17 protein-coding genes are annotated in these 19,201 nt (G+C 59.1%); all 17 read left to right on the top strand.

Going from position 1 to position 19,201, the window contains the following annotated elements:
* Nucleotides 1-59 precede the first annotated feature (59 nt).
* The 17 genes from rpsB to ACZZZU_RS08765 all read left to right on the top strand — a co-directional run bounded on the left by rpsB (nt 60) and on the right by ACZZZU_RS08765 (nt 19,200).
* Nucleotides 60-803: a 30S ribosomal protein S2 gene (gene rpsB / locus ACZZZU_RS08845; protein ID WP_122494081.1), complete on the top strand. Its 744-nt coding sequence runs from the start codon at nt 60-62 to the stop codon at nt 801-803.
* Nucleotides 804-920: 117 nt separating this feature from the next.
* Nucleotides 921-1,790 (top strand): translation elongation factor Ts, encoded by an 870-nt coding sequence (tsf, locus tag ACZZZU_RS08840; protein ID WP_122452597.1) that lies wholly within the window; start codon nt 921-923, stop codon nt 1,788-1,790.
* A 197-nt stretch (nt 1,791-1,987) separates the two neighbouring features.
* Entirely contained in the window at nt 1,988-2,731 is a 744-nt protein-coding gene (gene pyrH / locus ACZZZU_RS08835; RefSeq protein WP_122452598.1) for a UMP kinase, read from the top strand.
* Nucleotides 2,728-3,285, top strand: coding sequence for a ribosome recycling factor (gene frr, locus ACZZZU_RS08830; protein WP_122494080.1), 558 nt, complete (start codon nt 2,728-2,730; stop codon nt 3,283-3,285). The genes pyrH and frr overlap by 4 nt, the downstream gene beginning before the upstream one ends.
* Before the next feature lie 14 nt (nt 3,286-3,299).
* Entirely contained in the window at nt 3,300-4,061 is a 762-nt protein-coding gene (gene uppS / locus ACZZZU_RS08825) for a polyprenyl diphosphate synthase (protein WP_122494751.1), read from the top strand.
* Complete coding sequence (locus ACZZZU_RS08820) at nt 4,055-4,870, top strand: phosphatidate cytidylyltransferase (protein WP_463550376.1); 816 nt, start codon at nt 4,055-4,057, stop codon at nt 4,868-4,870. The genes uppS and ACZZZU_RS08820 overlap by 7 nt, the downstream gene beginning before the upstream one ends.
* Nucleotides 4,867-6,057 carry a 1-deoxy-D-xylulose-5-phosphate reductoisomerase gene (gene ispC / locus ACZZZU_RS08815; protein WP_463550375.1) on the top strand — a complete coding sequence of 397 codons (1,191 nt, stop codon included), beginning with the start codon at nt 4,867-4,869 and terminating at the stop codon, nt 6,055-6,057. The genes ACZZZU_RS08820 and ispC overlap by 4 nt, the downstream gene beginning before the upstream one ends.
* Nucleotides 6,058-6,072: 15 nt before the next feature.
* A complete protein-coding gene (gene rseP, locus ACZZZU_RS08810) occupies nt 6,073-7,431 on the top strand; it encodes a sigma E protease regulator RseP (protein WP_463550374.1) in 1,359 nt (452 codons plus the stop codon).
* An 88-nt stretch (nt 7,432-7,519) separates the two neighbouring features.
* Complete coding sequence (gene bamA, locus ACZZZU_RS08805) at nt 7,520-9,901, top strand: outer membrane protein assembly factor BamA (protein ID WP_463550373.1); 2,382 nt, start codon at nt 7,520-7,522, stop codon at nt 9,899-9,901.
* A gap of 36 nt (nt 9,902-9,937) precedes the next feature.
* Nucleotides 9,938-10,441: an OmpH/Skp family outer membrane protein gene (locus ACZZZU_RS08800; RefSeq protein ID WP_122494075.1), complete on the top strand. Its 504-nt coding sequence runs from the start codon at nt 9,938-9,940 to the stop codon at nt 10,439-10,441.
* A gap of 2 nt (nt 10,442-10,443) precedes the next feature.
* A complete protein-coding gene (gene lpxD, locus ACZZZU_RS08795) occupies nt 10,444-11,502 on the top strand; it encodes a UDP-3-O-(3-hydroxymyristoyl)glucosamine N-acyltransferase (RefSeq protein ID WP_463550372.1) in 1,059 nt (352 codons plus the stop codon).
* Nucleotides 11,503-11,550: 48 nt separating this feature from the next.
* A complete protein-coding gene (gene fabZ / locus ACZZZU_RS08790) occupies nt 11,551-11,994 on the top strand; it encodes a 3-hydroxyacyl-ACP dehydratase FabZ (protein WP_122452607.1) in 444 nt (147 codons plus the stop codon).
* Nucleotides 11,991-12,767 carry an acyl-ACP--UDP-N-acetylglucosamine O-acyltransferase gene (lpxA, locus tag ACZZZU_RS08785; protein WP_463550371.1) on the top strand — a complete coding sequence of 259 codons (777 nt, stop codon included), beginning with the start codon at nt 11,991-11,993 and terminating at the stop codon, nt 12,765-12,767. The genes fabZ and lpxA overlap by 4 nt, the downstream gene beginning before the upstream one ends.
* A gap of 2 nt (nt 12,768-12,769) precedes the next feature.
* Nucleotides 12,770-13,903, top strand: coding sequence for a lipid-A-disaccharide synthase (gene lpxB, locus ACZZZU_RS08780; protein ID WP_463550370.1), 1,134 nt, complete (start codon nt 12,770-12,772; stop codon nt 13,901-13,903).
* Nucleotides 13,903-14,517 (top strand): ribonuclease HII, encoded by a 615-nt coding sequence (gene rnhB, locus ACZZZU_RS08775; protein WP_122494071.1) that lies wholly within the window; start codon nt 13,903-13,905, stop codon nt 14,515-14,517. Before lpxB ends, rnhB begins: the two co-directional genes overlap by 1 nt.
* A gap of 75 nt (nt 14,518-14,592) precedes the next feature.
* On the top strand, nt 14,593-18,114 hold the full coding sequence (dnaE, locus tag ACZZZU_RS08770) for a DNA polymerase III subunit alpha (protein ID WP_463550369.1): 3,522 nt from the start codon (nt 14,593-14,595) through the stop codon (nt 18,112-18,114).
* 138 nt (nt 18,115-18,252) lie between these two features.
* Nucleotides 18,253-19,200, top strand: a complete 948-nt coding sequence (locus tag ACZZZU_RS08765) for an acetyl-CoA carboxylase carboxyltransferase subunit alpha (RefSeq protein ID WP_463552123.1) — start codon at nt 18,253-18,255, stop codon at nt 19,198-19,200.
* Nucleotide 19,201 lies beyond the last annotated feature (1 nt).

The following is a 19,201-nucleotide window of genomic DNA, read 5'->3' as shown; positions in this document are numbered from 1 at the left end:
TGCTGAAGGTTGGTCATTGGGATACGTGGAGGCCTAACCCGACTTATCAAGGAACTATCATGTCCCAAGTCAATATGCGCGATATGCTGAAGGCCGGTGTGCACTTCGGCCACCAGACCCGTTACTGGAACCCGAAAATGGGCAAGTACATTTTCGGCGCGCGCAACAAGATCCACATCATTAACCTCGAAAAAACCCTGCCAATGTTCAACGACGCGCTGTCGTTCGTTGAGAAACTGGCTTCGGGCAAAAACAAAATTCTGTTCGTCGGCACCAAGCGTTCCGCTGGCAAGATCGTTGCTGAAGAAGCAGCACGTTGCGGTTCGCCGTACGTCGATCACCGCTGGTTGGGCGGCATGCTGACCAACTACAAAACCATCCGTCAGTCGATCAAGCGTCTGCGTGATCTGGAAGTTCAGTCGCAAGACGGCACTTTCACCAAGCTGACCAAGAAAGAAGCGCTGATGCGCACTCGCGATCTGGAAAAACTGGACCGCAGCCTGGGTGGTATCAAGGACATGGGCGGCCTGCCTGATGCCCTGTTCGTAATCGACGTTGATCACGAGCGCATCGCTATCACCGAAGCTAACAAGCTCGGTATCCCGGTTATCGGCGTAGTCGATACCAACAGCAGCCCGGAAGGTGTTGATTTCATCATCCCAGGTAACGATGACGCCATCCGCGCCATCCAGCTGTACATGGGTGCAATGGCCGACGCAGTAGTACGTGGCCGCAGCAACGCCAACGGCGGCACCGACGAATTCGTCGAAGCCCCGGCCGCTGCTGAACAAGCTGAAGGCTGAGTAGACCGCGTCTAGCGTCTCTCGGTTAGCAAAAAGGGGGCTAGGCCCCCTTTTTGCCACCTTAGAATTGATCATCATCCGGCTCGCCGGGTGGGACTTATCCAAGAGGATTTCGAAATGGCAGAGATTACTGCAGCGCTGGTTAAAGAACTGCGTGAGCGTACTGGCGAAGGCATGATGGATTGCAAAAAGGCCTTGACCAAGGCTGGCGGCGACATCGAGAAAGCCATCGACGATATGCGTGCTTCGGGCGCCATCAAGGCTGCCAAGAAAGCCGGTAACGTGGCCGCCGAAGGCGCCATCGCGGTTAAAGTTGCGGCTGACAACAAGCGCGCCGTGATCATGGAAGTGAACTCGCAGACCGACTTCCTGGCTCTGCAAGACGACTTCAAAAAATTCGTTGCTGACAGCATCGACCAGGCCCTGGCCGAAAACCTGACCACCGTTGAGCCGCTGATCGCTGCTCGCGAAACTGCCCGCGTTGAGCTGGTGGCCAAGGTTGGTGAGAACGTCAACATTCGCCGTCTGACCGCTGTTGAAGGCGACGTGCTGGGTGCTTACGTTCACGGCAACAAAATTGGTGTGATCGTTTCGCTGAAAGGCGGTACTCCGGAACTGGCTCGCGACATCGCGATGCACGTTGCCGCCAGCAACCCTGAGTTCCTGCTTCCGTCGGAAGTTTCCGCTGAAGCCATCGAGCGTGAGAAGGGCGTTTTCATGTCCCTCAACGAAGACAAGATCAAAGGCAAGCCAGCCGAGATCGTTGAGAAGATGGTTGCCGGCCGTATCTCCAAGTTCCTGGCTGAAGCCAGCTTGGTAGAACAGGCTTTCGTTAAGGATCCAGAAGTCACCGTTGGTGCTCTGGCCAAGAAAGCCGGCGCTGAAATCGTTTCCTTCGTACGTTACGGCGTAGGCGAAGGCATCGAGAAAGTTGAATCGAACTTCGCTGACGAAGTAGCGGCTCAACTGGCTGCCAGCAAGCAGTAAGACGGGTTTCAACCTGTCGCCCCGAAGAGGCTGCCCGCTCACGCGCGCAGCCTCTTTGTCGAAGTGGGGCCGACAATTGCATGTGTAAGCGGTATTGGTGCACTGTGCTGCACCAATTGCCATGGGCGCTGTCCAAGCGCTCGATCAATGCGGGCATATAGCCTGTTCAGAATTCAAACGCCGCAGGAGAGACACGCATGGCTCAGCAGGTGAGTGGTCGCCAACCTCGCTACAAACGCATTCTGCTCAAACTTAGCGGCGAAGCCTTGATGGGATCCGAAGATTTCGGTATCGACCCCAAGGTGCTCGACCGTATGGCCCTTGAAATCGGCCAACTGGTCGGTATCGGTGTTCAGGTAGGCCTGGTGATTGGTGGCGGTAACCTGTTCCGCGGCGCGGCATTGAGCGCTGCCGGCATGGACCGCGTCACCGGCGACCACATGGGTATGCTGGCCACGGTGATGAACGCCCTGGCCATGCGCGATGCGCTGGAACGCTCGAATATCCCCGCTATCGTGATGTCGGCGATTTCCATGGTTGGCGTGACCGACCATTACGACCGCCGCAAAGGCATCCGTCATTTGAATTCCGGCGACGTAGTGATTTTCGCTGCGGGCACCGGTAACCCGTTCTTCACCACCGACTCCGCAGCGTGCCTGCGCGCCATCGAAATCGATGCCGACGTGGTGTTGAAAGCGACCAAGGTGGACGGCGTTTATACGGCCGATCCATTCAAAGACCCGAACGCAGAAAAGTTCGACAAGTTGACCTACGACGAAGTGCTTGATCGCAAACTCGGCGTGATGGACCTGACGGCCATCTGTCTGTGTCGCGATCACAAGATGCCGCTTCGGGTCTTCAATATGAACAAGCCCGGCGCACTGCTTAACGTAGTAGTGGGCGGCGCGGAAGGAACCCTGATCGAGGAAGGCGAGCAATGATCAACGAAATCAAGAAAGATGCCCAAGAACGCATGCAGAAAAGCCTGGAATCGCTTGTCCACGCTTTCAGTCGCATCCGCACCGGCCAGGCGCACCCAAGCGTGCTCGGCGGCGTGATGGTGCCTTATTACGGCGCCGACACCCCGCTGAACCAGGTCGCCAACGTGACCGTTAAAGACTCCCGTACCCTGCAAATCGTCGCCTTCGAGCGCAACATGCTCTCGGCTGTCGACAAGGCCATCCAGAGCTCGGGCCTGGGCTTGAATCCAACCAACTTGGGCGAGCTGTTGCTGGTAACCATGCCGGCGCTGACCGAAGAAACCCGTCGCGGTTTCACCAAGCAAGCCCGTGACGCCGCTGAAGATGGCCGCGTAGCCGTGCGTAACATCCGTCGTGATGCGCTGAGCCAACTGAAAGATTTGGTGAAAGAGAAAGAAATCAGCGAAGACGAAGAGCGCCGCGCGGCTGACGACATTCAAAAGCTGACGGACAAGTTCGTCGCCGAGATCGAAGTAGCCGTTAAGCAGAAAGAAGCGGATTTGATGGCCGTTTGACGGCCGGTTTCGTCATGGAAAAGACCGTAAAGGCCGGCTCGCCGGGCGTGCCACGACATGTGGCAATCATCATGGATGGCAATAACCGCTGGGCCAAGAAGCGCCTGCTGCCTGGTGTTGCCGGGCACAAGGCCGGCGTTGATGCGGTGCGTGCAGTCATTGAAGTGTGCGCCGAGGAAGGCGTTGAAGTGCTCACCCTGTTTGCCTTTTCCAGTGAGAACTGGGATCGGCCGGCAGATGAAGTGGGCGCTTTGATGGAGTTGTTTCTATCGGCCTTGCGCCGCGAGGCCAGACGGCTGAATGCCAACGGCATCAGCTTGCGCATCATTGGCGACCGTTCGCGCTTCCATCCTGAATTGCAAAGCGCAATGCGCGAAGCCGAGGCGTTAACTGCCGGCAATGATCGATTTGTTCTGCAAGTGGCGGCCAACTATGGCGGCCAGTGGGACATCGCTCAGGCCGCTCAACAGTTGGCGCACCAGGTGCAAGCCGGGCATCTTCGTCCCGAAGACATCACTCCGCGTTTGCTTCAGGGTTTGCTGGCAACCGGTGACCAGCCGCTGCCCGACCTGTGCATTCGCACCGGGGGCGAACACCGCATCAGTAACTTCCTGCTCTGGCAGCTTGCTTATTCCGAGCTGTATTTCTCCGACCTGTTCTGGCCGGACTTCAAACACGACGCCATGCGCAAAGCGCTGGCCGATTACGCTACCCGCCAGCGTCGCTTTGGTAAGACCAGCGAGCAGGTGGCAGCGGAGGCTCGCGCACAATGTTGAAGCAACGAATCATCACCGCCCTGATTCTGGCGCCGATCGCCCTGGGTGGATTTTTCCTCCTCAGTGGCGCGGCATTCGCCTTGTTCATCGGTGCGGTGGTAACGCTAGGTGCCTGGGAATGGGCGCGTCTGGCTGGCTTCAACGCGCAGGCCGCCCGTGTGGGGTATGCGGCCGTTGTGGCGGTGTTGCTGTTCGGGCTTTATCACATTCCTGCTCTGGCCCCAGTGTTGCTGTTGCTGGGCATTGTCTGGTGGGTGGCGGCGACGTTTCTGGTTATCAACTTCCCGGAAAGCAGCCGCTACTGGACCTCTACGCCCATCAAGCTGGTGATTGGCTTGTTGATTCTGCTGCCGGCCTGGCAAGGCCTGGTGCTGATCAAGCAGTGGCCGCTGGCTAACTGGCTGATCTTTGCGGTGATGGTGCTGGTGTGGGGCGCTGACATTGGTGCGTACTTTTCCGGTCGCGCCTTTGGCAAACGCAAGCTGGCGCCCAAAGTCAGCCCCGGCAAAAGCTGGGAAGGCGTATTCGGCGGCTTGCTGACCTGCCTGCTGATCGCTATCGGCGTGGGCGTTTACCGCGGCTGGAGCGCCGGTGAGTTCGCTCTGGGCTTGGCCGGTGTGGCGCTGGTGGTGATGGTGTCGGTGGTGGGCGATCTAACCGAAAGCATGTTCAAGCGCCAGGCCGGTCTTAAAGACAGCAGCAACTTGCTGCCCGGCCATGGCGGTGTGCTCGACCGCATCGACAGCCTGACCGCCGCCATCCCGATGTTTGCCGTATTGCTCTGGGGCGCTGGCTGGGGTTCGCTGTGACTCAACCGCAACAGATCACCGTGCTGGGAGCTACCGGCTCCATCGGCCTGAGTACGCTCGACGTCATTGCTCGTCACCCGCAGCGTTATCAAGTGTTTGCCCTGAGCGGTTTCTCCCGTCTGGCTGAGCTTGAAGCGTTGTGCCTGCTCCATCGCCCGCGCTACGCCGTGGTCGCCGATGCACTCGCCGCCAACGGCCTGCGCTCAGCGCTGCAGGCTGCAGGTCTGGCCACTCAGGTGCTGGAAGGGGAGGGCGGCCTTTGTGAAGTGGCGGCGCACCCCGAGGTTGATGCAGTTATGGCGGCCATCGTCGGTGCGGCGGGTTTGAAGCCGACGCTGGCGGCAGTCGAAGCGGGCAAGAAAGTATTGCTCGCCAATAAAGAAGCGCTGGTCATGTCCGGTGCGCTGTTTATGCAAGCGGTGCGCAAAAACGGCGCCGTGTTGCTGCCGATCGACAGCGAGCACAACGCGATCTTCCAATGCCTGCCCACTGACTACGCGCGCGGTCTCAATAACGTAGGCGTGCGCAGAATTCTATTGACCGCTTCGGGTGGTCCGTTCCGTCAGACGCCGTTGGGTGATCTTCAGCACGTGACCCCTGAGCAAGCCTGCGCTCACCCGAACTGGTCCATGGGCCGGAAAATTTCCGTCGACTCCGCCAGCATGATGAACAAAGGCCTTGAGCTGATTGAAGCGTGCTGGCTGTTCGACGCACCGCCCTCGAAGGTCGAGGTGGTGATCCACCCGCAAAGCGTTATTCACTCGCTGGTCGATTATGTCGATGGCTCGGTGTTGGCGCAGTTGGGCAATCCTGATATGCGCACACCCATCAGTCACGCCTTGGCCTGGCCTGAGCGCATCGACTCTGGTGTATTGCCACTGGATCTGTTCGCCATCGCCCGTCTGGATTTCCTGCCGCCCGACGAGCAGCGCTTCCCTTGTTTGCGCCTGGCGCGCCAGGCTGCCGAAGCCGGCGGAACGGCGCCCGCTGTATTGAACGCGGCAAACGAAGTGGCGGTGGCGGCGTTCCTCGAGCGGCGCATTTGTTTCCCAGAGATCGCGAGTATGATTGACGCGGTCTTGAATGCTCAGCCGGCGGTGCCGGTAGACAGTCTCGACGCCGTACTGGCGGCCGACGCCAGTGCGCGCGTCCAAGCTGAGCATTGGTTGAGTCACCACGGGCGGTAAGCCCGGAGGATGTAAATGAACATGCTGTATATGGTTTGCGGCCTTTTGGTCGCCCTGGGCGTGCTGGTCACCTTCCACGAGTTCGGCCATTTCTGGGTCGCTCGCCGCTGTGGTGTGAAAGTGCTGCGCTTCTCCGTGGGCTTCGGCACGCCCCTGGTGCGCTGGCATGACCGTCACGGCACCGAATTTGTTGTGGCCGCCATCCCGCTGGGCGGCTACGTGAAAATGCTTGATGAGCGCGAAACCGACGCCGTCATTGCTCCTGAAGATCTTCCCTATACGTTCAACCGCAAGCCGGTACTGCAGCGCATCGCCATTGTGTCTGCCGGTCCGATCGCTAACTTCCTGCTGGCCATCTTCTTCTTCTGGATTCTGGCCATGATGGGCAGCCAGCAGGTTCGTCCGGTGATCGGTGCCGTCGAGCCGCAGAGCCTGGCGGCTCAGGCGGGTCTGAAAAGCGGTCAGGAAATTCTCGCGGTTGATGGCGAACGTACGAGCGGTTGGAGTGCGATTGGTCTGCAATTGGTGCGTCGACTGGGCGAGACCGGGCAGATTTCCGTTCAGGTACGTGAGCCGGATTCGACCACGGAGACGGCTTATCAGGTTCAGTTGCAAGACTGGCTAAAAGGCGCGGATGAGCCGGACCCGATTTCATCCTTAGGTATCCGCCCATGGCGCCCGGTGCTTGAGCCGGTATTGGCCACCCTTGATCCCGATGGCCCGGCGCAAGCTGCCGGCCTGAAAGTCGGTGATCGGCTGCTGAGCCTTGATGGCGCGGCGTTGAGCGACTGGCAGCAATTGGTCGACGGTGTTCGTCCGCGTGCCGGTCAGCGCGTGGTGCTGGCTATTCAGCGCGACGGCCAATCCCTGGAAGTGCCCGTTACACTGGCGTCCAAAGGCAACGACAAGGCGCAATCAGGCTATCTCGGCGCAGGTGTGCAGGGCGGTGAATGGCCGGCCGATATGCTGCGCGAAGTCAGCTTTGGTCCGCTGGAATCTGTGTCCCAGGCGCTTAATCGCACCTGGACGATGAGCCTCTTGACCCTTGATTCGCTGAAGAAAATGCTCTTTGGCCAGCTCTCGGTAAAAAACTTGAGCGGGCCGATAACCATTGCTAAAGTGGCGGGCGCTTCGGCCCAGTCCGGCCTAGGGGATTTTCTGAATTTCCTGGCTTACCTGAGCATTAGTCTGGGGGTTCTCAATCTGTTGCCGATTCCCGTGCTTGATGGGGGGCACCTGCTTTTCTATCTGATTGAATGGGTGCGTGGTCGTCCAGTGTCAGAGCGAGTGCAGGGGTGGGGGATGCAGATCGGCATCAGTCTGGTGGTTGGCGTGATGCTGCTGGCGCTGGTTAACGACTTGAGCCGGTTCTGAGTTTCAGCGAAACACCGTTCACCGAATTACAAAAAGTGCCGCAATCGCGGCAGATTTTTTATCGTCAGTTGGAATAAGAAAGGACTTCATGAAACGTCTGCTGCTGCTACCTGTGGTGCTCTTCGCACTGATGATCGCCGAAGTTCACGCCGAGTCCTTCACCATCTCCGATATCCGCGTCAACGGCCTGCAGCGGGTTTCCGCCGGCAGCGTGTTCGGCGCCTTGCCCCTGAACGTAGGTGAAACCGCTGACGACCGCCAACTGGTCGAAGCCACCCGCTCGCTGTTCAAAACCGGTTTTTTCCAAGACATTCAGTTGGGTCGTGACGGCAACGTGCTGGTCATCACCGTGGTTGAGCGCCCGTCGATTTCCAGCATCGAAATCGAAGGTAACAAGGCCATCACCAGTGAAGACCTCCTTAAAGGTCTGAACCAGTCCGGACTGTCTGAAGGCGAAATTTTCCAGCGCGCTACCCTCGAAGGCGTGCGTAACGAACTGCAGCGTCAGTACGTGGCTCAGGGCCGCTACTCGGCCGAGATTGAAGCCGAAGTTATTCCCCAGCCGCGCAACCGCGTCGCGCTGAAGATCAACATCAACGAAGGCACCGTGGCGGCCATCCAGCACATTAACGTGGTGGGTAACACCGTGTTCCCGGATGAAGACCTGGTTGATCTGTTCGAGTTGAAAACGACCAACTGGCTGTCGTTCTTCAAGAACGACGACAAGTACGCCCGTGAAAAGCTTTCCGGTGACTTGGAGCGTCTGCGCTCCTACTACCTGGACCGCGGCTACATCAATATGGATATCTCCTCCACGCAGGTATCCATCACCCCGGACAAGAAGCACGTCTACATCACCGTCAACGTTGATGAAGGCCAGAAGTACAGCGTTCGTGAAGTGAAGCTCAGCGGTGACCTCAAAGTGCCTGAGGACGAAGTCAAAGCGCTGTTGCTGGTGAAGAAAGGTCAGGTGTTCTCGCGCAAGCTGATGACCACCACCTCCGAGCTGATCACCCGCCGCCTGGGTAACGAGGGTTACACCTTCGCCAACGTTAACGGCGTACCCGAAGCTCACGATGATGACCACACCGTATCGATCACCTTTGCCGTTAACCCTGGCAAGCGCGCTTACGTAAACCGCATCAACTTCCGCGGCAACACCAAGTCCGAAGACGAAGTGCTGCGTCGTGAAATGCGTCAGATGGAAGGTGGTTGGGCTTCTACTTATCTGATCGACCAATCGAAAACCCGTCTTGAACGTCTGGGCTTCTTTAAAGAAGTGAACGTCGAAACGCCGCAAGTGCCGGGCACCGACGACCAGGTTGACGTGAACTACAGCGTGGAAGAGCAAGCCTCCGGCTCGATCACCGCCAGCGTCGGTTTCGCCCAGAACGCCGGTCTGATCCTTGGTGGTTCGATCAGCCAGAACAACTTCCTGGGTACCGGTAACAAGGTCAGCATTGGTTTGACCCGCAGCGAATACCAAACCCGCTACAACTTCGGCTTCGTTGACCCCTACTGGACCGTCGACGGTGTGAGCCTGGGCTACAACGCCTTCTACCGCACCACTGACTACGATGAACTCGATACCGACGTATCCAGCTACGCCGTGGACAGCTTTGGTGGTGGCGTGAGCATTGGCTACCCGATCAGCGAAACCGCGCGCCTGACCTTTGGTTTGACCGTGCAGGAAGATGAGATCAAAACCGGTGACTACACCGTTGACGAAATCATCAACTTCCTCGATCAGGAAGGGGATAACTTCCTGAACTTCAAAGGCTCCGTCGGCTGGTCCGAATCCACCCTGAACCGTGGCGTGTTGGCCAACCGTGGTCACTCGCAAAGTCTGGTGCTGGAAAGCACCATCCCAGGCAGCGACTTGTCCTTCTTCAAGTTGGACTACCGCGCACAGATCTTCGCGCCGCTGACCACCAACACCACCATGCGTTTCCATACCGAGCTCGGTTATGGCGACGGCTACGGCTCCACCTCCGGCCTGCCGTTCTACGAGAACTACTACGCCGGTGGTTTCAACTCGGTTCGCGGTTTCGAAGACAGCAGTCTCGGCCCGCGCAGTACGCCGAGCTTCGTGGCTGGCGGCGGTCGCGACAAATACGGTCGCTACACCGACCCGGACCAAGATCCGCTGCCGTTCGGCGGTAACGTGTTGATCCAGGGTGGCGCGGAATACCTGTTCCCGCTGCCTTTCGTGAAAGACCAGCGTTCCCTGCGTACCTCGTTGTTCTGGGATGTGGGTAATGTGTTCGACACCAACTGCAGCTCCACGCAGAAAAATCGTGGTGACAGCGGTTGCGATCTCGACCTGAGCAGTCTGGCCAGCTCCGTGGGTGTTGGCGTGACCTGGATTACTGCGCTGGGTCCGCTCAGCTTCAGCTTGGCCATGCCAATCAAGAAGCCGGACGATGCAGATACACAAGTGTTCCAGTTCTCTCTCGGTCAGACTTTCTAATTACCTGATCACACAACAGTTTTGCAGGAGTACATCGTGCGCAAGTTGATTCAGTTGGTGTTGTTAAGTGCTGCCGTTCTGGCAGGTCCGGCTTTCGCCGACATGAAAATTGCGGTGCTGAACTATCAGCAGGCGCTGCTGGAATCGGACGCGGCGAAGAAGTACGCCGTTGATGCCGAGAAGAAGTTCGGCCCTCAGCTGACCAAGCTGAAGTCTTTGGAAACCAGCGCCAAAAGCATTCAGGATCGTCTGGTTAAAGAAGGCGAGAAAATGCAGCAAGGCGAGCGCGAGCGTCTGGAGCTTGAATTCAAGCAAAAGGCCCGCGACTTCCAGTTCCAGTCCAAAGAGCTGAACGAAGCCAAAGCTGCTGCTGACCGTGAAATGCTGAAAAAGCTGAAGCCAACTCTGGACAAGGCCGTTGAAGACGTCATCAAAAATGGCGCCTTCGATCTGGTGCTGGAGCGCGGTGCGGTGATTGATGTCAAACCTCAGTACGACATCACCCGCCAAGTCATCGAGCGCATGAACCAGTCGCGTTAATCATGACAGCTTTGGTTTTCTCCCTCGGCCAATTGGCCGAGCGCCTCGGCGCCACGTTGCGCGGCGCCGAGGACACTCGCATCACAGGCCTGGCTACCTTGCATGAGGCAGGCCCGGACCAGCTGAGTTTTCTCGCCAACCCCCAATACCGCAAATACCTCGCCGACACCAAAGCCGGCGCGGTGCTGCTGACGGCTGCCGATGCCGAAGGCTTTGCTGGCGCGGCGCTTATCGTAGCCAACCCGTACCTGGCGTATGCCGAACTCTCCCATCTGTTTGATCGCAAGCCGCGCGCGGCTGCCGGCGTGCATGCCACGGCGGTAGTGGCTGACGATGCGGTAATCGACGCGACCGCCAGCATTGGCGCGTACGCGGTCGTCGAAAGCGGCGCGCAGATCGGCCCAGGCGTTACCGTCGGCGCTCAGTGCTTTATCGGTGCGCGCACGGTGATCGGCGAGGGCGGTTGGCTTGCTCCCCGAGTGACGCTGTACCACGACGTGCACATTGGTAAGCGCGTGGTCATTCAGTCGGGCGCTGTTATCGGCGGCGAAGGCTTTGGCTTTGCTAACGAAAAAGGCGTGTGGCAGAAAATCGCGCAAATTGGCGGCGTCACGCTGGGCGACGATGTGGAAGTTGGCTCCAACACCACCATCGACCGCGGCGCGCTGGCCGACACCATTATTGGTAACGGCGTGAAGCTGGATAACCAGATCATGATCGCCCACAACGTCCAGGTCGGTGATCACACCGCCATGGCCGCCTGCGTGGGTATTTCCGGCAGCACCAAAATCGGTAAGCACTGTATGCTTGCCGGCGGCGTTGGGTTGGTCGGGCATATCGAGATTTGTGATGGCGTGTTCGTCACCGGTATGACCATGGTTACCCGTTCCATTACCGAACCCGGTTCGTATTCTTCCGGCACCGCCATGCAAACGGCTGCGGACTGGCGCAAAAGCGCTGCCCGTTTCCGCAACCTGGATGACATGGCCCGTCGCCTGCAGCAGCTAGAAAAGCGTCTGGCCGCCGTGACCCCGGCCGACGATGCTTCATCTGATGCGTGACTGACAGCATTCGTCAGTCCCCTTCCTCTCTTACAGGCTTTTCCGAACATGATGGACATTAACCAGATCCGCGAATACTTGCCGCACCGCTACCCGTTCCTGCTGGTAGACCGTGTGGTCGACTTGGATGTGGCAGACACCAAGACCATTCGCGCCTACAAGAATGTCAGCATCAACGAGCCTTTCTTCAACGGCCACTTCCCTGAGCACCCGATCATGCCGGGCGTGCTGATCATTGAAGCCATGGCCCAAGCCGCCGGCATCCTTGGTTTCAAAATGCTCGACGTGAAACCTGCCGATGGCACGCTTTACTACTTCGTAGGCTCCGATAAGCTGCGTTTTCGTCAGCCCGTGACCCCGGGCGACCAGCTGATTCTTGAAGCCCGTTTCATCAGCAGCAAGCGCAGCATCTGGAAATTCGAATGCCGCGCAAGCGTTGATGGCAAGGAAGTCTGCTCGGCAGAAATCATCTGTGCGGAACGCAAACTATGAGTTTGATTGACCCTCGAGCGATCATCGATTCGACTGCCAAACTGGCCGACGACGTCGAAGTCGGTCCTTGGTCGATTGTTGGGCCAGGTGTAGAAATCGGTGCGGGCACGGTAATCGGGCCCCACGTGATTCTCAAAGGGCCGACGCGCATTGGTAGGCACAACCGCATTTACCAGTTTTCGTCCGTGGGCGAAGACACGCCGGACCTGAAGTACAAAGGTGAAGACACTCGCCTGGTCATCGGTGACCACAACGTGATCCGCGAAGGCGTGACCATTCACCGTGGCACCATTCAAGACCGCGCCGAAACCACCATCGGCGATCACAACCTGATCATGGCGTATGCCCATATCGGTCACGACAGCGTCATCGGCAACCACTGCATTCTGGTCAACAACACCGCCCTGGCCGGTCACGTGCATGTGGACGACTGGGCGATTCTGTCCGGTTTCACCCTGGTACATCAGTTCTGCCACATCGGCGCCCACAGCTTTTCCGGCATGGGCACCGCGATTGGCAAAGACGTGCCGGCCTACGTCACCGTATTCGGTAACCCGGCCGAAGCGCGCAGCATGAACTTTGAAGGCATGCGCCGTCGCGGTTTCAGCGAAGAGGCAATCCAGGCGCTGCGCCGCGCTTATAAAGTGGTGTATCGCCAGGGGCTGACGGTCGACAAGGCGCTCGCTGATCTCGCCGATTCGGCTGCTCAATACCCGGAAGTCGCCGTGTTTATCGACTCCATCAAAGCCTCCTCTCGCGGCATCACTCGCTGATCATGGCGGGTCCAGTGCGCATCGCCATCGTTGCCGGTGAGGCTTCTGGCGATATTCTGGGCGCCGGCCTGATGCAGGCACTCAAGGCGCAACATCCTCAAGTCGAGTTCATTGGCGTTGGCGGCCCGCGCATGCAGGCCCAGGGCCTGAGCTCGTATTTCCCGATGGAACGTTTGTCGGTCATGGGCCTGGTGGAAGTGCTGGGTCGTCTGCGGGAATTGCTGTCGCGGCGTAAACGTCTGGTGCAAACCTTTATTGCAGCCAAACCCGATGTGTTCATCGGCATCGACGCGCCAGATTTCAACCTCGACCTCGAACTCAAACTGCGCCGTGCCGGCATCAAGACCGTGCATTACGTCAGCCCGTCTGTCTGGGCATGGCGGCAAAAACGCGTGCTGAAAATTCGCGAAGCCTGCGATCTGATGCTGACGCTGTTCCCGTTCGAGGCAAAGTTTTACGACGAGCACCAGGTGCCGGTCCGTTTCGTTGGCCACACGCTGGCGGATGCCATTCCGTTGGCAGCCGACCGAGCCGCTGCGCGCGCTGAGCTGAATCTTCCAGATGACGCGCCGGTCGTGGCGCTGATGCCGGGCAGCCGCGGTGGGGAAGTGTCGCGTCTTGGCGGCCTGTTCCTCGATGCGGCGGTGCGGTTGCGCGCCCTGCGCCCCGGCGTGCGCTTTGTGTTGCCGTGCGCCAGCCCCGAGCGACGCACGCAAATCGAAGCGCAACTGGCGGGCCACGATATTCCCGTGACCCTGCTCGACGGCCAGTCCCACACCGCCTTGGCGGCCTGCGACGCGGTGCTGATTGCCTCTGGCACCGCGACCCTGGAAGCGCTGCTGTACAAGCGGCCGATGGTGGTGGCGTACCGCGTGGCGCCGATGACCTACCGCATTCTCAAGCGCATGCTGAAAAGCCCGTACGTGTCGCTGCCCAACCTGTTGGCCGGGCGTCTGCTTGTGCCCGAGTTGCTGCAAGATGACGCCACGCCAGACGCCCTGGCTAATACCCTGGCGCCGCTGTTGAGTGGCGGCGAAGCGCAAACCGAAGGCTTCGATCAGATTCACCGCACCTTGCGCCGCGACGCCTCCACCGAGGCTGCCAAAGCGGTGCTGGAATTGGCGGGAGCACGTTGATGCAAATGGGCCTGGATTTCACCTTGGTTGAAGAGCTGGTTGCCGGCGTCGATGAAGTCGGTCGCGGGCCGTTGTGCGGCGCGGTGGTGACGGCGGCTGTGATCCTCGACCCGACGCGCCCGATTCTCGGGCTCAACGATTCAAAGAAACTCACCGAAGCCAAGCGCGAACTGCTCTTCGATGAGATCAAGGAAAAAGCCTTGGCCTGGTGCATCGCCCGCGCTGAAGTGGAAGAAATCGACGAATTGAATATTTTGCACGCCACCATGTTGGCGATGCAACGCGCCGTCGAAGGCCTGAGCGTGACCCCGCGTCTGGCACTGATTGACGGCAACCGTTGCCCGAAACTAAAGGTGCCCAGCGCCCCGGTGATTCAGGGCGACGCTCAGGTGCCGGCCATTGCTGCCGCGTCCATTCTGGCCAAGGTCAGTCGCGACCGGGAGATGCAGGCGCTCGACCTGATCTACCCCGGCTATGGCATGGCCACGCACAAGGGCTATCCCACGCCGGTGCATCTGGAAGCCTTGCAGCGCCTGGGCCCGACGCCGATTCATCGGCGCTCGTTCGCGCCGGTGCGCGTGCTGGTTGAAGCGGCAGCGCTAATCAAGCTTTAACAACCGCAAGCTGATGTTTGCGCCAAGGCCCGGTACAATCCGGGCCTTGTCGTTTTTGCGCTTTATAGGATCAGCATGCCGGCCACTTTTGTTCACCTGCGTTTGCATACCGAGTTCTCCTTGGTCGATGGTCTGGTACGGGTCAAACCGTTGGTCAAGGCGGCCGCCAGCGCCGGTATGCCGGCCGTGGCAGTGACCGATCAACGCAACCTGTGCTCGCTGGTGAAGTTTTACAAAGCGGCCATGGGCGCCGGCATCAAGCCGATTTGCGGCGCCGACCTGATGCTCGCCAGCAAAGACGAAGACGGCCCGCTGAGCCGCATGACCCTGCTGGTGATGAACGCCAAGGGTTACCGCAACCTCACCGAATTGATCTCGCGCGGTTTCACCGAAGGCCAGCGCAATGGCGAAGTGATCATTGAGCGCGAGTGGGTGAAAGAAGCCTCGGAAGGACTGATCGCCTTGTCCGGTGCGAAAGAGGGCGAGATCGGCCTCAGTTTGCTCGCCGGCAACACCCAGGAAGCCGAAGCCAGCCTGCGCGAATGGCAGGACGTGTTCCCGGATCGCTTCTACCTCGAGCTGCAACGCACCAGCCGTACTAACGACGAAGAATATTTGCACCTGGCCGTCGACCTGGCCGGTCGCTGCGACGCGATGCTGGTGGCCACCAACGACGTGCGCTTCATCAAGCAGGGCGACTTCGAAGCCCACGAAACCCGCGTCTGCATCGGTGAAGGCCGCGCCCTCGACGACCCTCGTCGTGCGCGCACTTACAGCGATCAGCAGTACCTGAAATCGCCGGAAGAAATGTGGGAACTGTTCAGCGACATTCCCGAGGCGCTGGAAAACACCGTCGAAATCGCTAAGCGCTGCAACATCGAAATTCTGCTGGGCAAAAGCTTCCTGCCGAACTTCCCCGTGCCGGATGGCATGACCATGGACGAGTTCTTTCGCAAGATTTCGTTCGAGGGCCTGGAAGAACGCCTGGCTGTGCTGTGGCCTAAAGAGACCACGCCCAACTACGAAGAGAAGCGTCAGGTTTACATCGATCGGCTGAATTTCGAGCTGGATATCATCATCCAGATGGGCTTCCCCGGTTACTTCCTGATCGTGATGGACTTTATCCAGTGGGCCAAACGCAACGGCATCCCGGTCGGCCCGGGTCGGGGGTCAGGTGCTGGTTCGCTGGTGGCCTATGTGCAAAAGATCACCGACCTGGACCCGCTGCAGTACGACCTGCTGTTCGAACGCTTCCTGAATCCGGAACGGGTATCGATGCCCGACTTCGACATCGACTTCTGCATGGACGGTCGCGACCGCGTAATCGAATACGTGGCCCAGGCTTATGGGCGCAACGCGGTTAGCCAGATCATCACCTTCGGTACCATGGCCGCAAAGGCGGTGGTGCGCGACGTGGCGCGGGTGCAGGGCAAGTCGTATGGCTTGGCTGATCGTCTGTCGAAGATGATTCCGTTCGAGGTCGGCATGACCTTGGAAAAAGCCTACGAGCAAGAAGAAGCACTGCGCGATTTCCTCAAGATTGATGAGGAAGCGGCAGAAATCTGGGAGATGGCCAAAAAGCTCGAAGGCGTCACCCGTAACGTCGGTAAACACGCCGGTGGTGTGGTAATTGCGCCGACCAAGCTCACCGACTTCGCCGCTATTTATTGCGATGACGAAGGCGGTGGTCTGGTTACCCAGTTCGACAAAGACGACGTGGAAGCCGCCGGCCTGGTGAAGTTCGACTTCCTTGGCTTGCGCACCCTGACCATCATCGACTGGGCGCTGAAAACCATTAACCGCGAACAGGCCAAGGCTGGCCTGGAACCGCTGAACATCGACTTCATTCCGCTGGACGACAAGCCGACCTACGCCTTGCTGCAAAAGGCGGAAACCACCGCCGTGTTCCAGCTTGAATCGCGCGGCATGAAAGAGCTGATCAAAAAGCTCAAGCCCGACTGCCTGGAAGACCTCATCGCACTGGTGGCCCTGTTCCGCCCGGGCCCGTTGCAGTCCGGCATGGTGGATGACTTTATTAACCGTAAGCACGGCCGCGCCGAATTGGCGTATCCGCATCCGGACTATCAATACGACGGCTTGCGCCCGGTGCTGGCGCCGACCTACGGCATCATCCTGTACCAGGAACAGGTGATGCAGATCGCCCAGGTCATGGCCGGTTATACCCTCGGCGAGGCAGACATGCTGCGCCGCGCCATGGGTAAGAAAAAACCTGAGGAAATGGCCAAACAGCGCGGCGGCTTTATTGAAGGGTGCGCGAACAACAATATCGACGCGGACCTTGCCGGCAACATTTTCGACCTGGTGGAAAAGTTCGCCGGTTACGGCTTCAACAAATCCCACTCTGCGGCCTACGGTCTGGTTTCGTACCAGACCGCGTGGCTGAAAGCGCATTACCCGTCGCCGTTCATGGCGGCGGTGTTGTCGGCGGATATGCACAACACCGACAAGGTGGTTACGTTGATCGAGGAATGCCGCAGCATGAAGCTGCGCCTCGATGCGCCGGATGTGAACACCTCGGAATTCAAATTCACCGTGAACGACGACGGCCGCATCGTGTACGGTCTGGGCGCCATTAAAGGCGTGGGCGAGGGTCCGGTGGAGGCGATTGTTGAATCGCGTCAGGCCGGTCCGTTCAAAGACCTGTTCGACTTCTGCGCCCGTGTCGACCTCAAACGCATCAACAAACGCACCACTGATGCGCTCATTCGCAGCGGCGCGTTGGATCGTCTGGGTCCGTATTTTCACGACGAAATCAAAGCCTACCAAGCCAACATCGACCGCAATCGCGCGGTGCTGCTGGCGTCGATGGAAGAAGCGATTCAAGCCGCCGAGCAGACTGCCCGCAGCCATGACAGCGGCCACGCCGACCTGTTTGGCGGCGTGTTCGCCGACACCGATGCCGACGTGTATGCCAAGCACAAGAAGGCCAAAGAACTGTCGCTCAAAGAGCGTCTGCGCGGCGAGAAAGAAACCCTCGGCCTGTACCTGACTGGTCACCCGATTGACGAATACGAAGGTGAAATCCGCCGCTTCGCCCGTCAACGAATCATTGATCTGAAACCCGCTCGCGACAGTCAGACCATTGCGGGCTTGATCGTTAACCTGCGGGTGATGAAGAACAAGAAGGGCGACAAGATGGGCTTTATCACCCTCGACGACCGCTCCGGGCGCATCGAGGCCTCGCTGTTTGCCGAGGCCTTCAACTCGGCGCAGGCCTTGCTGCAAACCGATGCGTTGGTGGTGGTGGAAGGCGAGGTGAGCAACGACGACTTTTCCGGCGGCTTGCGCCTGCGGGCCAAGCGCGTGATGAGCCTGGAAGATGCGCGTACGGGCCTGGCCGAAAGCCTGCGCGTACGGGTGAAAAGCGATGCCTTGAAAGGTGATCGCCTACGCTGGTTGGCGGAGCTGTGTAAGCGTCACCGTGGCGGTTGCCCGATCACGCTCGACTACACCGGCAGCGAAGCCAAGGCGCTGTTGCAGTTCGGTGAAGGCTGGCGGATCGACCCGGCCGATGGATTGATTCAAACATTGCGTGACCAGTTCGGGCGCGACAACGTCTTTTTGCACTATCGCTAGCAAGTCGCACTTGATCGCTAGTAGGCGAGCGGCGCCGAGCGCCATTTTTACCCTCGACCTGAATGCGCCTGTTCCCGTAAGGTAAGGCGTTCAACGGACTCAGCCGCCGGCCCCTGGCCAGGCGCAAGACGGATGACTATGAACCCGAATTTTCTCGATTTCGAACAGCCGATTGCCGATCTCCAAGCCAAGATCGAAGAGCTGCGCCTGGTCGGTAACGACAACTCGCTGAACATCAGCGATGAAATTGCCCGTCTGCAAGACAAAAGCAACACGCTGACTGCCAGCATTTTCGGCAGCCTCACCAGTTGGCAAATCGCCAAGCTGGCCCGCCATCCCCGTCGGCCTTACACGCTCGACTACATCGAACATATCTTCACCGAGTTCGACGAACTGCACGGCGACCGTCACTTCTCCGACGACCCTGCCATCGTTGGCGGCGTAGCGCGTTTGAATGACCAGCCGGTGATGGTCATCGGTCACCAGAAAGGCCGCGAAGTGCGTGAGAAGGTTCGCCGTAACTTCGGTATGCCGCGTCCTGAGGGCTACCGCAAAGCTTGTCGTCTGATGGAGATGGCTGAGCGTTTCAAAATGCCGATTCTGACCTTTATCGACACGCCCGGTGCCTACCCAGGCATCGACGCCGAAGAGCGCGGCCAAAGTGAGGCGATTGCCTGGAACCTGCGCGTGATGGCGCGGCTGAAAACCCCGATTATCGCCACCGTTATCGGCGAAGGCGGTTCCGGTGGCGCATTGGCCATTGGCGTATGCGACCAACTGAACATGCTGCAGTACTCCACCTACGCGGTGATCTCGCCGGAAGGCTGCGCTTCGATTCTGTGGAAAACCGCCGAGAAGGCGCCGGACGCTGCCGAGGCCATGGGCATTACGGCTGAGCGCCTGAGAGGCCTGGGCATTGTCGATCAAGTCATTGACGAGCCATTGGGCGGCGCGCATTCGGCCCCGGCCGTTGCCGCTGAATCGATCCGGGCGGCCCTGAGCGAGCAGCTGCAATCGCTGCAAAAGTTCGATATCGACGGGTTGCTGACCCGCCGTTACGAGCGTCTGATGAGCTACGGCGTCTAAG

The sequence above is a fragment of the Pseudomonas sp. AC136 genome (assembly GCF_979258585.1).
Note: the sequence above shows the minus strand (reverse complement) of the source record. Positions and strands in the feature narration are given on the sequence as shown.